The sequence below is a fragment of the Citrobacter sp. CK195 genome (genome assembly GCF_030333365.1).
GTDB classification, from domain to species: domain Bacteria; phylum Pseudomonadota; class Gammaproteobacteria; order Enterobacterales; family Enterobacteriaceae; genus Citrobacter_B; species Citrobacter_B koseri.
In genome coordinates this window covers 942618-958178 of record NZ_JAOWGB010000026.1, presented here as the reverse complement: position 1 = coordinate 958178, position 15561 = coordinate 942618, and the positions used below count along the sequence as shown (strand labels likewise).

The 15561-nt window shown below is 53.1% G+C and carries 14 protein-coding genes; 8 read left to right on the top strand and 6 right to left on the bottom strand.

The genetic code is table 11. The annotated features are described in order from the left end of the window. Positions 1 to 2: 2 nt before the first annotated feature. A complete protein-coding gene (locus OGX93_RS21875; RefSeq protein WP_286448759.1) occupies positions 3 to 1331 on the top strand; it encodes an MFS transporter in 1329 nt (442 codons plus the stop codon). Positions 1332 to 1475: 144 nt separating this feature from the next. After that, complete coding sequence (uhpT, locus tag OGX93_RS21870; RefSeq protein ID WP_012000765.1) at positions 1476 to 2867, top strand: hexose-6-phosphate:phosphate antiporter UhpT; 1392 nt, start codon at positions 1476 to 1478, stop codon at positions 2865 to 2867. Positions 2868 to 2910: 43 nt separating this feature from the next. On the opposite strand, the gene OGX93_RS21865 is transcribed toward uhpT, so the two are convergent. The 5 genes from OGX93_RS21865 to OGX93_RS21845 form a co-directional block, all read right to left on the bottom strand. Beyond that, positions 2911 to 3525 (bottom strand): 2-dehydro-3-deoxy-6-phosphogalactonate aldolase, encoded by a 615-nt coding sequence (locus tag OGX93_RS21865; RefSeq protein ID WP_012000764.1) that lies wholly within the window; start codon positions 3523 to 3525, stop codon positions 2911 to 2913. Further along, the gene (locus tag OGX93_RS21860) at positions 3512 to 4414 is read right to left on the bottom strand and encodes a 2-dehydro-3-deoxygalactonokinase (protein ID WP_049008034.1); all 903 of its coding nucleotides are present in this window, start codon (positions 4412 to 4414) and stop codon (positions 3512 to 3514) included. The genes OGX93_RS21865 and OGX93_RS21860 overlap by 14 nt, the downstream gene beginning before the upstream one ends. Before the next feature lie 54 nt (positions 4415 to 4468). After that, a complete protein-coding gene (locus OGX93_RS21855; protein WP_012000761.1) occupies positions 4469 to 5779 on the bottom strand; it encodes an MFS transporter in 1311 nt (436 codons plus the stop codon). A 63-nt stretch (positions 5780 to 5842) separates the two neighbouring features. Next, a complete protein-coding gene (locus OGX93_RS21850) occupies positions 5843 to 7360 on the bottom strand; it encodes a UxaA family hydrolase (RefSeq protein ID WP_024130069.1) in 1518 nt (505 codons plus the stop codon). 21 nt (positions 7361 to 7381) lie between these two features. Next, a complete protein-coding gene (locus tag OGX93_RS21845; RefSeq protein ID WP_024131072.1) occupies positions 7382 to 8281 on the bottom strand; it encodes a dihydrodipicolinate synthase family protein in 900 nt (299 codons plus the stop codon). 243 nt (positions 8282 to 8524) lie between these two features. On the opposite strand from OGX93_RS21845, the gene OGX93_RS21840 reads away from it, so the two are divergent. The 3 genes from OGX93_RS21840 to nepI all read left to right on the top strand — a co-directional run bounded on the left by OGX93_RS21840 (position 8525) and on the right by nepI (position 11090). Continuing rightward, positions 8525 to 9280, top strand: a complete 756-nt coding sequence (locus tag OGX93_RS21840; protein ID WP_012135815.1) for an IclR family transcriptional regulator — start codon at positions 8525 to 8527, stop codon at positions 9278 to 9280. Between the two features lie 11 nt (positions 9281 to 9291). Beyond that, positions 9292 to 9744: a DUF1198 domain-containing protein gene (locus OGX93_RS21835; protein WP_012135814.1), complete on the top strand. Its 453-nt coding sequence runs from the start codon at positions 9292 to 9294 to the stop codon at positions 9742 to 9744. 152 nt (positions 9745 to 9896) lie between these two features. Then, on the top strand, positions 9897 to 11090 hold the full coding sequence (nepI, locus tag OGX93_RS21830) for a purine ribonucleoside efflux pump NepI (protein ID WP_024131071.1): 1194 nt from the start codon (positions 9897 to 9899) through the stop codon (positions 11088 to 11090). A gap of 39 nt (positions 11091 to 11129) precedes the next feature. Here nepI and OGX93_RS21825 read toward each other — a convergent pair whose 3' ends face one another. Beyond that, positions 11130 to 11423 carry a YicS family protein gene (locus tag OGX93_RS21825; protein WP_024131070.1) on the bottom strand — a complete coding sequence of 98 codons (294 nt, stop codon included), beginning with the start codon at positions 11421 to 11423 and terminating at the stop codon, positions 11130 to 11132. Between the two features lie 188 nt (positions 11424 to 11611). Here OGX93_RS21825 and dagR point away from each other — a divergent pair, with 188 nt between their 5' ends. From dagR to OGX93_RS21810, 3 genes are all read left to right on the top strand, one after another. Then, the gene (dagR, locus tag OGX93_RS21820) at positions 11612 to 14410 is read left to right on the top strand and encodes a transcriptional regulator DagR (protein WP_071259145.1); all 2799 of its coding nucleotides are present in this window, start codon (positions 11612 to 11614) and stop codon (positions 14408 to 14410) included. A 226-nt stretch (positions 14411 to 14636) separates the two neighbouring features. Then, the gene (locus OGX93_RS21815; RefSeq protein ID WP_024131069.1) at positions 14637 to 15062 is read left to right on the top strand and encodes a PTS sugar transporter subunit IIA; all 426 of its coding nucleotides are present in this window, start codon (positions 14637 to 14639) and stop codon (positions 15060 to 15062) included. Positions 15063 to 15073: 11 nt separating this feature from the next. Further along, positions 15074 to 15559: a PTS sugar transporter subunit IIB gene (locus OGX93_RS21810; RefSeq protein ID WP_042323421.1), complete on the top strand. Its 486-nt coding sequence runs from the start codon at positions 15074 to 15076 to the stop codon at positions 15557 to 15559. Positions 15560 to 15561 lie beyond the last annotated feature (2 nt).

Genomic DNA, 15561 nt, shown 5'->3' with positions numbered 1-15561 from the left:
CGATGCTGACGTTTCTGAAAGCTCCGGCAAATGCGCCGTTGATAACCGATAAACACGAAGTCGATGCGCGTTACCGCTACTGGCGGCGACAGATCTTACTTACCATCTGGCTTGGCTATGCGCTGTTCTATTTCACCCGTAAAAGTTTTAATGCCGCCGTACCGGAGATCCTCGTCAGCGGCGTGCTGACCCGCAGTGATATCGGCCTGCTGGCGACGCTGTTTTACATCACCTATGGCCTGTCGAAGTTTGTCTCCGGCATCGTCAGCGACCGTTCCAACGCCCGTTATTTTATGGGCATTGGGCTGATCGCCACCGGCGTGGTGAATATCCTGTTCGGTTTCTCCACGTCGCTGTGGGCCTTTGCATTACTGTGGGCGTTGAATGCCTTCTTCCAGGGCTGGGGAGCGCCGGTGTGCGCCCGTCTGCTGACGTCCTGGTACTCGCGTAATGAGCGTGGCGGGTGGTGGGCCATCTGGAATACCGCGCATAACGTCGGTGGGGCGCTGATTCCGATCGTCATGGCTGCTGCCGCTCTGCATTACGGCTGGCGCGCCGGGATGATGATTGCCGGAACGCTGGCGATTATCGTCGGTATTTTTCTCTGCTGGCGGCTGCGCGACAGGCCACAGGTTATCGGTTTGCCAGCGGTCGGGGACTGGCGGCATGATGAGCTGGAAATCGCTCAGCAGCAGGAGGGCGCGGGGCTGACCCGCAAAGAGATCCTGACCAAATACGTGCTGTTGAATCCCTATATCTGGCTGCTCTCGCTGTGCTATGTGTTGGTGTACGTGGTACGCGCGGCGATCAACGACTGGGGCAACCTGTATATGTCGGAGACGCTGGGTGTCGATCTGGTCACCGCCAACATGGCGGTCACGATGTTCGAGCTGGGCGGGTTTATCGGCGCGCTGGTGGCGGGCTGGGGTTCAGATAAACTGTTCAACGGCAACCGTGGGCCAATGAACCTGATTTTCGCTGCCGGAATACTGCTCTCTGTCGGTTCGTTATGGCTGATGCCGTTCGCCAGTTACGTGATGCAGGCGGCGTGCTTCTTCACCACCGGCTTTTTTGTCTTTGGCCCACAGATGCTGATCGGCATGGCGGCTGCGGAATGTTCGCACAAAGAGGCGGCGGGGGCGGCAACCGGTTTTGTCGGTCTGTTTGCCTATCTTGGCGCATCACTCTCCGGCTGGCCGCTGGCGCAGGTGATGGAAACCTGGCACTGGACCGGGTTCTTTGTGGTGATTGCCATCGCGGCGGGCATTTCCGCCCTGCTGCTGCTGCCGTTTTTGAACGCGCAGGCGCCGCGCGAGGCCAGCATTACGTGACGGACTTCACCTTTTTACCCCGAGTGGGGCAAAACTAAGAAATTTTCCCGGTTTCGCCTGGACGCTGTCTCAGGCTGGTTGGGCGGCTGATTTTTACAATGCCTGCAATAAAGCAGGCTTAAAAAATCAGGAGATACCCGTCCCATGCTGAACTTCTTAAACCAGGTGCGTAAGCCGACCCTGGATCTGCCGCTCGATGTACGGCGCAAAATGTGGTTCAAACCGTTCATGCAGTCCTATCTGGTGGTCTTTATCGGCTACCTGACCATGTACCTGATCCGCAAAAACTTCAACATCGCCCAGAACGACATGATCTCCACCTACGGGCTGAGCATGACGCAACTGGGGATGATTGGTCTGGGCTTCTCGATCACCTATGGCGTAGGCAAAACGCTGGTTTCCTACTATGCCGACGGCAAAAACACCAAGCAGTTCCTGCCGTTTATGCTGATTCTTTCCGCTATCTGTATGCTGGGCTTCAGCGCCAGCATGGGGAGTGGTTCCGTTAGCCTGTTCCTGATGATCGCCTTCTACGCGCTGAGCGGTTTCTTCCAGAGTACCGGCGGGTCGTGCAGTTACTCCACCATCACCAAATGGACGCCCCGTCGTAAGCGCGGCACCTTCCTCGGCTTCTGGAATATCTCCCACAACCTCGGCGGCGCTGGCGCGGCAGGCGTGGCGCTGTTCGGCGCGAACTACCTGTTCGACGGCCATGTGATCGGCATGTTTATCTTCCCGTCGATCATCGCGCTGATTGTGGGCTTCATCGGCCTGCGCTTTGGCAGCGACTCCCCGGAATCTTATGGTCTTGGTAAGGCGGAAGAGTTGTTCGGCGAAGAGATCAGCGAAGAGGACAAAGAGACCGAAGAAAATGAGATGACCAAGTGGCAGATCTTTGTGGAATACGTCCTGAAAAACAAAGTGATCTGGCTGCTGTGCTTCTCCAACATCTTCCTGTACGTGGTGCGTATTGGTATCGACCAGTGGTCTACCGTTTACGCATTCCAGGAACTGAAACTTTCTAAAGAAGTGGCGATTCAGGGCTTTACCCTGTTTGAAGTGGGCGCGCTGGTCGGCACGCTGCTGTGGGGCTGGCTGTCGGATCTGGCGAACGGTCGTCGCGCGCTGGTGGCCTGCGTTGCGCTGGCGCTGATTATCGCCACCCTCGGCGTTTACCAGCATGCCAGCAACCAGTACGTCTATCTGGCGTCCCTGTTCGCGCTCGGCTTCCTGGTGTTTGGCCCGCAGTTGCTGATCGGCGTGGCGGCAGTCGGCTTCGTTCCGAAAAAAGCGATCGGCGCGGCGGACGGCATTAAAGGCACCTTCGCTTACCTGATCGGCGACAGCTTCGCCAAGCTGGGGCTGGGGATGATTGCCGACGGTACGCCAGTCTTTGGTCTGACCGGTTGGGCGGGCACCTTCGCCGCGCTGGATGCCGCTGCCATTAGCTGCATCTGCCTGATGGCGATGGTCGCGGTGCTGGAAGAACGTAAAATTCGCCGCGAGAAAAAAATACAGCAACTGAAAGTCGCTTAAGTGTGTATTGGTAACGTTTTGCCCGGCCTGGCGCCGGGCTTTTTTATTGCTGCTTACAGGCGTTCCACGCCTCGATAAAGGCCTGGGCATTTTTTGCCGTCTGGTTTACGGTTTGTCCGGCGCGGTACAGATCGCTGCCTAATCCTGCGCCAATGCATCCTGCATTCAGATAGTCAGCCAGATTGTCGGGACGGATGCCACCGACGGCATAGAGTGGAATATGCGTCGGTAGAACGGCTTTTAATGCGCGGATGTATCCTGGCCCCAGTTCGCCTGCCGGGAAAATTTTTAATGCGCTGGCGCCGTGATGGATCGCGACAAACGCTTCGCTGGCGGTATGACAGCCGATACAGGTCGTCATTCCGGCATCTCGTGCCGCGTCAATAACTGACGGGTCGGTATTCGGCGTCAAAATAAACGAGCACTTGAATGCGGATAACAGGTTAACTTCGCTAACGGCGGTCACGGTTCCTGCGCCGATATGTATCGTCTGACCATAGTGTGCAACGGCTATGGCGATACTGGTTTGCCAGTCGGGGGAATTCAGCGGAATTTCTACGGTGGTAAAACCTGCTGTTGCGAGTACATCAATATGCGCCAGAACTTCATCGGGCGTTATACCTCGTAGTATTGCGACCAAAGGATTACGGATGTTCATGTAAAACACTCCTGATGCCGTTAATGAATGCTGTTTCACCGTTGAGGAGGCGACAGCGCTGGCCAAAAAGCTGGAATACGGTCTGGTAGCGGACGAGCAGCTCGTCGCTGCCGACCAGTACAATTTCTTCGTGTGCAGGGATTGCGTAATGTTGCAGCATTTGTGCGATTTCATGGCCGATCAGCAGACCGGATAAGGCATCAAAAAGCGCGTCCTGAGGAAGGATATGACTTAGTGTTCGTGCTCTGAGATCAAAGACGCCGCGAGAAAGGCAGTTTTCATGTTGACCACGTTTTGCGCCCGCTAAAAAAGCATCGACATTGTGCTGTTGTACCGTTGCGTGTTTTCCCACGATGGAGTGTCGGGTCAGCAGGTGGAAAAATTCGCCGGTCATGATGGTTTGAAAATCACGGACCGTATCGTTCTCCATGCGTACCCATTTACTGTGGGTGCCAGGGAAGGCATACCAGCTATTTTCTGATAACGCGCCAAGAAGCTGTGTTTCTTCACCGCGCATCACGTTACAGGTTTCAGATCCCGCTAACTGCAAACCAGGAATGATGAATACAGGGAGATGGCCCGCGTCATGAACTTGAGTGAGATGCTGCGACAGGGTTTGCAGGGAGACAGGACAGAGTAAATAGTGACTGTCTACCCAGCCAATATTGCTGCCAATCATGCCGCTCATGATAACCGTCGTATTATCTGCCAGAGTGTGTGGGCACTGTTCGAGCAATGTCAGCCAAATATCTTTGAACTGCCCTGCATGGTGATTGATCACCCCATCATGACTGGCGTGACGCCAGACACAGCTCCCCTTCTGGTAAACCCACAGGCGTAGGTTGCTGGAGCCCCAGTCGACGGCAATAAAGTTCTCTGAATTGAACATACTTCGTTCCTGATGCCATAAAAAATGGCCCGCGAGCGGGCCGGAGACGGGTAATTACTTTTCAGCAATATCCATTTTTTTATCGAAGTTAATGAGCAGCGAGCAGATGAGGTAACCCACTGCGGCCAGCGCAAAGAACATCATCGCGGCATAGTAATTACCGGTAGATTGCACCAGGAAGCCGATAAAAATAGGCAAAATGGCAGCGAACAGGTTACTGGTAAAGTTCATGGTGCCACAGATAGTCCCTGCTACCGATTGTGCTCCCAGCAGACCCGGTATTGACCAGTAGACACTGGCCCAACGTAACGGGAAGAGCGCGATTGTCAGCAATGTAATCGCAATGGCTGGTGTTGAACTTTGGGCGCATAGAAAAATCCCTACCCCTGCGGTAGTGGCGGAAATTGCCAACATGGTATGCATAACGCGGCTGGTTTTTGCGCCTTTACTGCGCCATTTATCCATGATGTAACCGCCTGTGAGCTGACCAATAAAGCACAGCAGGAAGATCAGCGCCATCGCGCCACCCATCGACTTAATATCAAAGCCATAAGTGGCCTGGAAATAGAGTGGCAGCCAGGTCATCAGGCCATAGAACACAAAGCTGTAGCATACCCATCCGCCGATCAACGCAAGCACATTGCGCTGCTTGAGGTAAGGTTTGATATCAGCGAGACGGTATTTTTTACTGTTGGTGGCTGGGCCGTTTGCCGCGGTGATATGGTCCAGTTCCGCCTGGTTAATACGTGGGTGTTCTGACGGATAAGTACGGATATACCACCATGCAAGTAAACCGACGAGCATCGTGCCAACCCCCGCGACAACAAACGCCATACGCCACGAGTCGAAAAAGGCAATCAACCCGGCGATGATGACCGCACCCAGCGCGGTTCCTAATGGCGCGCCGCCATCGAGCAACATTGAGCCGCGCCCACGCTCAGTTGGCGTTAACCATGTCCCCATTAATTTTGCGCCTGCGGGCATGATAGGGGATTCTGTGACGCCCAGACCAAGACGGGAAAGTGAAAGCGTGAAAATGGAGTGACATAAGGCGGCAACGGCCTGGAATGCTCCCCATAAGATGGTAGCCAGTGCGATAATATTTCTGGCTTTGAACTTATCTGCAATCACGCCGCTGGGAATTTGCATCAGTGCATAAGCCCAGAAGAAAGCGCTATGGATAACACCGACAACCCGGGTATCAGTAATGCCAAATTCATCGGTAATATAGGGCATGGCAATAGAAAGCGATGTGCGATCAATATAATTAATCGCACCCAACAAAAGCATAATAATAAATATTCGCCATCTTACTGTTGTAGCCTTTAATTTTTCTTCTTCAGTATTTACGTTAACAATAGACATAGGAACTCCTTGCCATGCTCATAGTGAGCATGGCGGTACGAGGTATTGTTATATTGTGGAGCGTTACATTATGGAGCCAATTGTCCAGGGGACAAATTCCTGACTACCATAGCCAAATTCTTCACTTTTTGTTTTTTTGCCGGATGCCATATCAAGGATCATTTGATAAATACGTTCACCGACTTCTGCGATCGTCTCTTCACCTTCGACAATGGTGCCGCAGTTAATGTCCATATCTTCCTGTTGGCGCAGCCAGAGCGCGTTGTTGGTAGCCAGTTTCAGGCTGGGCGTTGGTTTGGATCCAAATGCCGAACCCCGGCCAGTGGTGAAGCAAAGCAGATTCGCGCCGCCTGCGATTTGCCCGGTAACGGCAATAGGGTCATAGCCGGGGGTATCCATAAAGACGAACCCTTTTGCTGTAACTGGTTCTGCGTATTCATAAACCTCTGTCAGATTAGTGGTTCCGGCTTTGGCAATACCGCCGAGGGATTTCTCCAGAATCGTGGTAAGTCCGCCAACCTTATTACCTGCTGAAGGGTTGTTATTCATTTCGCTTCCGCTGCGACGACAGTAGTCTTCCCACCAGTGAATCCGCGCAATCAGTTTTTCGCCAACCTCGCGCGAGACAGCGCGGCGGGTCAATAAATGTTCTGCGCCATAAATTTCTGATGTTTCAGACAGAATGGCCGTGCCACCCTGCTGTACCAGCTTATCCACCGCATAGCCGAGCGCTGGATTGGCGGAAATACCGGAATAGCTGTCAGAGCCACCGCATTCCAGCGCCAGAATAATTTCCGAGGCGGGAATGGGTTCGCGGATGACCCGGTTCGCGAGGGGAAGCATTTGATTTACCAGATCAATCCCTTTCTGAATGGCATGCCGTGTTCCGCCAACGTCCTGGATAGTATAGCTGTGCATCATTGGACCATCTTCCAACCCATGGGCATTCATCATGTCTTTGATTTGGCTGGACTCACAACCCAGCCCAATAATAATGACGCCAGCAAAGTTGGCGTGTGTGGCGTAACCTGCCATCGTGCGCCGCATGACCGCCATGGACTCACTTTTAGAGCCAATCGCGCAACCAAAACTTTGTGGAAGCGACACCACGCCATCGACATTTGGGTAATCGGCCAGACCGTGTAGACGAAAATGATCCTCAATCGCTCTGACGACCGTCGCGCTACAGTTAACCGAACTTAAAATGCCAATATAGTTACGCGTGGCGGCACGCCCGTCAGCGCGACGAATTCCCTGAAATATATCCTGATGTTCGGCGGGTGTGGGGGAATGCCGATCCACGCCCCAGGCGTAATCACGCTCAAAATCGCCCATGCCTAGGTTGTGCATATGTATATGCTCGCCGGCTTGAATAGGTTGGGTAGCGAAACCGATAATCTGCCCATACCGTTTCACTGCCTCTCCGATGTTTAGTGAGCGTAGGGCAATTTTATGTCCTGCGGGAATGTCGCTGATAACTGTAATTTGTTCTTCTTCAAGCCAGGTGCCAGCGGGAACACACTGTCTTGCGATAACCACATCATCTTTTGGATTGAGTTTTAGTACAGGGTTGATGTTCATTATCATTGCTCTCATGCTGATTTACAGAGTAATACGGGCCAGAATATTTCGAACAAGGGCTGTTTTTTCCTCATTGAGTGGTAAGGCTGGTGGAACTACGGCAGTTGAAATATCCACTCCAGTTAATTTGATAGCTGTCTTGATGACGCCAAAAAAAGGCTGTTCTAATGCATACAGAGGAGAAAGCGTTGCCAGTTGCTGCTGTAGTGCTTTAGCCGTAGTGAGGTCTTCACGAATAAATGCCTGATATATGCCTCTGGTAATGTGTGGGGCAAAGTTAAATGTTGCAGGGATTCCACCGTGACCGCCCAACAATAGCGTATCAAGCAAATATTCGTCATAACCGCTAAAGACAATAAACTCCGGGCGGAATGGGTGGACGCGATTAATAATTTCCCGGGTGTGGCTGATGTTATCAATGGTGTCTTTAATTCCTACAATATTAGGCACTTCACGGGCGAGTCGGGTGATCACGTCCAGACCGATATCCTGGCCAGTTAACTCAGGGAAGTTATACAAAAAGACAGGTATACTGAGTGCTTCGGCAATGCGTTTGTAATGCGTGAAACGCGCGTCATCACTGAGTTTCGCATAGTAAGGATTCACCACCAGTACGCCCGTAGCGCCTGCGTTTTGTGCGTGTTCACCTAACTGGATGGTTTCTGCGGTGCTGGCGCAGGCAATACCAATTAACACCGGTACTCTTCCTGCAACATATTGCAGACTGAATTCGGCGATCTGTTTTCTCTGCTCAGTGGAAAAATGTGAAAACTCACCGCCGCTGCCCAGAATCAGCATTCCGTCAGCCCTGTTGTTAATGACATGGTCAATCATGGTGGCCATTCCGGCGCGATCTAATTCGCCATGATTGTCAACAATGGTTGGGACTGGCGGAAAGATACCTTTAAATACGTTCGACATTGCTACCTCTTGTTCAGTATATGGAACTAATGTTCTGTATATTGAAATTAGTACAGCAAATATCCAAATCATTCGTCAATGATTTTTGCAGAACAAATGAACAATTGTGATAGCGATCTGATTTAGGTGGTTAACATTTCAGGAATTGCCTGTGCTTCCTCTATGCGCAAAAAAGCCGCATTCCTGAGGAAAGTGATTGCGGTATACTGAGAGGAGTCTATGAATAGAAAAGATTAATTTCGTATGAGCCAGGATATTACGACCTCTGTTCCCGCACTGGATAAGACGGTAAAAATCTGTAATTACCTCTTCAATACACCAGGGGCGACGTTCAGCCAGATCCAACAAGATTTAGCATTACCTAAAAGCAGCACGTCATCATTGTTAAACGCATTGGTCGAACATCACCTTTTGCGTCTGGAAAAGGGGCGCTTTTTCCTGGGCCTGAAATTGTACGAATGGGGTAATCGTTCGCTGGAGCAATTTGATATCCGCAACGTTGCTCTGCCTGTTCTGGAGAAATTGCGTGAGCAAACCGATCTGACCTGCCATCTGGGTATCCTGGATGAAGTCGCGCCCATTTACCTGATGAAGCTTGAGAACACTCAGCCAATCGGTATTCGTACCTGGGTCGGTAAAAAGCTGCCGATGCACAGTTCCGGCGTGGGGAAAGCGCTTTGTGCCTGGTTACCGCAGGACAAAATGGACGAACTTTTGCCGGATGAGCAGTTACCGCAATACACTGAGACCACCATCACCAGTAAGAAAGCCTTGCTAAAGGAGTTTGCCAGAATCCGTGAGCAAGGATGGGTTTTTGATAACGCGGAAGATTCCCCAGGTATTTATTGTATCGCTGCGCCGGTGTTTAATCGTAATCATGAGGTGATTGCTGCGATCAGTATCAGCGGTGTTGAATTGCAAATGCCAAAAGAGTGCATTCCACAATATTCGCAGTGGGTTCGTGAAGCCTGTCAGGCGCTTTCTGCAAAGTTGGTTTAACAGGGCAGGTTATGATTTGGATCATGCTGGCCACGCTGGTCGTGGTGTTTATTGTTGGCTTCAGGGTGCTCACCTCGGGGGCCCGGCGTGCGATTCGTCGGTTAAGCGAGCGTCTGGGCATCAGCGTGGTGCCGGTGGAATCAATGATCGACCAGATGGGCAAAGCGCCTGGAGAGGCGTTTTTACAGTACCTGCATCGTCCTGATGAATCACATCTGCAAAATGCCGCCCAGATATTGCTAATCTGGCAGATCGTGATTGTGGATGGCAGCGATCAGAACCTGCAACAGTGGTATCGTCAGCTGCAAAAAACGCGTCTGGCCGCGCCAATTACTGACGCGCAGGTACGCCTGGCGCTGGGGTTTCTGCGCGAAATAGAACCGGATATGCAAGAAATTAACGCCTTCCAGATACGCTACAACGCCCTTTTTCAACCTGAAGATGGCGTGCACTGGTTGCATTGAGGTCGTCCATTCCCGCAGGCACGATGAATCTGTAGGCCGGATAAGCGTCAGCGCCATCCGGCTATTAATATAGTTGCTAAAACGTTAAATACGTCACACTTTAGATGTTACACTGCACGGCTTTTCTGGCAGAGAAAGACGCAGGTAACGAAATGAGTGCAAGAATCGAAGAACAATCCCATGCTGAGACGATTATCCGGCCAAACTGGTCGGCTGTTTTCGCTGTGGCGTTCTGTGTTGCCTGCCTGATCACCGTTGAGTTTTTGCCCGTCAGCCTGCTGACGCCGATGGCGCAGGACCTCGGAATCTCTGAAGGCGTCGCCGGGCAGTCGGTAACGGTAACGGCGTTTGTCGCCATGTTTGCCAGCCTGTTTATCACCCAAATTATTCAGGCGACCGATCGTCGCTATGTGGTGATCCTGTTTGCCGTTTTATTAACGCTTTCCTGTCTGCTGGTCTCGTTTGCAACTTCCTTCACGCTGCTGTTGGCCGGGCGTGCCTGCCTGGGGCTGGCGTTGGGGGGATTCTGGGCGATGTCGGCTTCGTTGACGATGCGTCTGGTGCCGCCGCGTACCGTGCCTAAAGCGTTGTCGGTTATTTTTGGCGCGGTCTCCATCGCGCTGGTGATCGCCGCGCCGCTGGGCAGTTTTTTAGGTGGGATTATTGGCTGGCGTCATGTTTTTAACGCGGCGGCGGTGATGGGCGTACTGTGTGTTATTTGGGTAGTGAAATCGTTACCTTCGCTGCCTGGCGAACCGTCTCACCAAAAGCAAAATATCTTCAGTCTGTTGCAACGTCCCGGCGTAATGGCGGGGATGATCGCCATCTTTATGTCCTTTGCCGGACAGTTCGCGTTCTTTACCTACATCCGCCCGGTGTATATGAATCTGGCGGGCTTTGATGTCGATGGCCTGACGCTGGTGCTGCTGAGCTTTGGCATCGCCAGTTTTGTGGGAACGTCGCTCTCCTCTTTTATTCTTAAACGCTCGGTCAAACTGGCGCTGGCAGGCGCGCCGTTGGTTCTGGCCGTCAGCGCGCTGGTGCTGACGTTGTGGGGAAGCGAAAAAGTGGTGGCGGCAGGGATCGCGATTGTCTGGGGGCTGTCGTTTGCGCTGGTGCCGGTAGGGTGGTCAACGTGGATCACCCGTACGCTTGCCGATCAGGCGGAAAAAGCCGGGTCCGTTCAGGTTGCGGTGATCCAGCTTGCCAATACCTGCGGTGCGGCTGTTGGCGGCTATGCGCTTGATAACCTTGGTCTGCTGTCGCCGCTGGCGCTCTCCGGCAGCCTGATGTTGCTGACGGCGCTGCTGGTGACGGTAAAAGTTCGCATACAAACGACGCGATAATACATCAAAAGGGGTGACGATTCGGTCACCCATGACGTTTTACATATCCGGGCATTCGACTTTGCCGAGCGCTTCCCAGTAGTTATTCTGGTTGTTCCTTTCTATCGCCACGATGGCTTCGCGGATGTGCTGTTGATTACTCTCATTCGACATGATCATTTTCTCCCATGCCTCATCCGACAGCGATGCCTGCGGCGTACACATTTTGCGTAGCTCTTTCAGGACGGTGCTTTTTTCGTTAGCGGTCTGAAGCGAGCTATAAGGCGAGTTAGCCAACGCAATGCCTGGCAGCGCGAGAAGGGCGGTAAAGAGCAGCAGAGCGGTTTGTTTCATCGTCATCATCCAGTATTCAAAGTTTAAGCATAAGTATAGACAGAACACGACTCTCTCAGCGGTCCGCATTACTTCGCAAAACCGTCTCGTCTGTAAGTTGTAGGCGGATTCTCCCCGCTCTCTCACTTTCTTGCGCAGCAGAATAGTGTATGTTCTGAACAATCATTTATTTCTTAAGCGGTAAAGAGATGAGACGGATTGAGGTAATACTGGGGGAACTCGAACGGCTGACGCGCGGGCTGAATCTTGCCGATCTGGCGCAGGAGACGGCATTTACGGCGGAAGCCATTGGCTTTAACCTCGGGCTGGCGCGCAACTCGGTCAGTAAAGATCTCAATCAACTCTGCAATGATGGTCTGGCGATCAAAAGCCGGGGCCGCCCGGTGTTTTTCCTGCACCGTCAGGCGCTGGAAACGCTGCTGGGGCGTAAGCTGGATGACGCCGAACGTGAAGTACGTACGATTGCCGATCTGTTGCCGCGTCAGGAAGGGCACACAATCGACGATCCCTTTACCGGTCTGATTGGCTACGATCGCAGCCTGCGCGATGCAGTAGAAAAAGGCCGCGCCGCAGTGCTTTACCCCCACGGGTTGCATGTGTTGCTGACCGGACCTTCCGGCGTTGGCAAAACCTTCTTTGCTGAACTGATGCACCGCTTTGCCTGCGAGCACGCCGCAGGCTCCCCGCCGCCGCTGGTCTATTTTAACTGTGCGGAATATGCCCATAACCCGGAACTGCTCTCTTCGCACCTTTTCGGTCATCGACAGGGGGCGTTTACCGGAGCGAGCGAGAATAAACCTGGCCTGGTGGAGCAGGCGGACGGCGGCTATCTGCTGCTGGATGAGGTACACCGTCTGCCATATGAAGGGCAGGAAAAGCTGTTCTCCATTCTCGATAAAGGTGAATACCGTCCGCTGGGGGCAAGCAGCAAGGCGCGTTCGATATCGGTACGCCTGATTTGCGCGACGACAGAACCGGTAAGTTCGGCGTTGTTGCGTACTTTCCAGCGGCGTATTCAGGTCTGTATCGATCTGCCGGGCATTCGCCAGCGTTCAATCGAAGAACAGGTGGAGCTGATTGTCGGCTTTTTGCAACGTGAAAGTCGCAAAATTGAGCGCACGGTGAGTATCGACAAAACGCTGCTGCTCTGGCTGCTGAATAAGCCGCTGGAAGGCAACATCGGCCAGCTCAAGAGTGATATCCAGTTCCTCTGCGCTCAGGCGTGGGCGTCGGGGATGACGGAGCATAACGATACGCTGCAACTGGATAAACGGCTGGCGGAAATGCCGTTTAACGCCACGCCGGAGCAACGTCTGCTGGTGGACACGCTGTTTGATGGCAAAGAGCGCTTGAACGTTGACGCGCGCACGTTGCCCGCCTTGAAAACGTCGCTGGCGACGGGTGCCGAGATTGAAGAGAGCGATCTCTTTTACAGCTTCCTGACCCGCGAATACGTCAATCTGCGCAACAGTAACGTGCCTCCGGCGGAAACGCTGGCGATCCTGAAAAATAAGCTCAGCTCGATTTTTGAATATGGCCTCTACAGTCGCGACAATATTGCGCATCCGCCGCGTTATGGCGACCAGATTGAGGAACGCGTGACGCTGCTTATTGGCTGCGTGGAGCAGGTGCTTACGTTTACGCTGCCGGAGAACCTGGTAAATCCGCTGCGTAAACATTTTCTGGCGCTGATTGGCTACGTTCAGCGCGGCCTGATTCCGCAGCTTTATTCTTCCAGCCTGATCCTCGATCGTTGCAAAGATGAGTACGACAACGCCACATTGTTGTGCCGAAAAATCAATGAATTGCTGCATATTCAGTGTCCGGCGACGGAAGTGGTCTGGCTGTGTCTGTTCCTCAAAGAGTGTCGTCATTATCGTCAGCGTATCGACGCCAGCCCGGACTGCGGGGTGATCCTGATTGCTCACGGCGCAACGACGGCCACAAGCATGGCGCAGTATGTGAATCGGGTGCTGGAGCGCGAGTTGTTCAGTGCTATCGATATGCCGTTTGAGCAGTCGGTGCATGACACGCTGGAAACCCTGACCCAGATGATTCAGACCCGACGTTATCAGCGGCTGATCCTGATGGTGGACATCGGCTCGCTGGTACATTTTGGCAGTACGATCAGCAAATTATTCCAGATTGACGTTCTGCTGATGCCAAATATAACCCTGACCAGCCTGCTGGAGGTGGGGCTGGATTTAAGCTATGAAACCAGCGACCTGCCGCAACTGGCGGCGTTAATGCAGGGTAAAAGCATCCCCTGCCAGCTTTGTACGCCACAGCAGGAAAACGGCGGCAAAGTGCTGGTTATCTCCTGTATTACCGGCATGGGCACGGCGGAAAAAATCAAAAAGGTGCTGGAGGAGAGTTTTGGCGAGCTGATGTCGCAAGACACGCGGATGGTGATCCTCGATTACAACGATGTTCGCAGCCTGGAGCGCGTCCAGCAGTCGCTGCATGCCAGTGAACGACTGGCAGGTATTGTTGGCACCTTCCAGCCGGGGCTGCCGGATATTCCATTCATTTCGCTGGAGGAATTGTTCTCTGAGCAGGGGCCGGAACTGGTGTTGAGCCTGTTAACGCCGGACCTCACCAGCGCTGAACGCCGCCTGGAAATGGAACGCAGCGCAATGCGCTTTATCAGCGCGCTGACGATGGAGAGCATCATCAACCATATTTCAGTGCTTAACCCGCAGCGCATTCTGAAAGAAATGGAAGGGGTGCTTAACCATCTGACCACCGCGCTTTCGCTGAAACCAAGCCGCCAGGTGACACTGCGCTTCCTGATCCACTGCTGCTGCATGGTCGAGCGTATCGTGATTAACCGAAAACCGTTACAGATGGCGCTGGAAAACAAACCGGATCTGGATGCCCGCGCGTTTAGTGTCATCAAATCGGCTTTCCTGCCGATTGAAGAGGCTTATGCCATCCGTTTATCGGACGCGGAATATTTTTATATCTACGAATTACTCTATAGCTGATCCCTTATCTGGCGTGGCGCTGCGCCTCGCCAGACCTCTCTTCTCCCCTCGCGTGACACTAATCCTGGCACAGCCTTTGCTCTTACTCTGATGAGTTTTGCCGGATGGCGTTTGCTATTCGTAGGCCCGGTTCGTAGGCCCGGTAAGCGTAGCGCCACCGGGCAATGTGTGCCGGATGGCGCTATCGGGCATTGCCAGTCTCATGTAATCGAGCCAGGAGGCCATTTTGACTACCACTGAATCCTTGCCCCAGATCCTGCTGCTGACGCATGGCGGCTGGGGACAACAGCTCTGCAACAGCCTTCGCATGGTGATGGGGGAAATTAAAGGCGTAACAGAAATTGCGCTCATGCCCGTGGATACGCTGGGCGAGTTTTATCAACGTGTCGAAGCCGTGGTGAAAACCATGCCGGAAGGCTCACTTATTCTGACCGATTTTGTTGGCGGCACGACCTCCAACGTGGCGGCACGACTGAGTGCGGATTATCCGGTGGCGGTGGTTTCCGGGCTGAACGCCTCGCTGCTGCTGGAGGCGCTGGACCGGCGCGAACACGGCCCGCTTACCGCCTGCGTGAGCGGTCTGGTGGAAGCCGGGCGCAGCAGTTGTCTGGATGTCGTCGCCCATGTTCGTCAATTACAACAATCACAATAAGGAAAATCATTATGGCAAACATCGTGTTATGTCGCATCGACAGCCGTCTGATTCATGGGCAGGTCGTGACGAAGTGGGTCGGACAATCCCAGGCAAACCGGATTGCTGTGGTCAGTGACGAACTGGACGCCGATCCGTTTATGAAAAATATCTACCTGATGGCCGCGCCGCCAAACATCAAAGTGGATTGCTACAGCAACCAGAGCTTTGCGGCATCGTGGAAAGAAAACCAACTCGGCGACGGCAATGTGCTGGTGTTGTTCCCGTCTCTGGCGGCCATTCAACAGGCCGTGCAGCAGGGATTTGATGTCACCACCATTCAGGTTGGGGGCTTAGGCGGCGGGCCAAACCGCAAAGCGGTTTTCCAGAACATTACGCTCGATGAAAAAGACGTTGGCATTCTTAACGACCTGAAAAGTCGTGGGATTCAGGTGTTCTTCCAGACTATCCCGGAAGATAAACCACAGTCGCTGGACGATATCCTGAAAAAATTCTAACC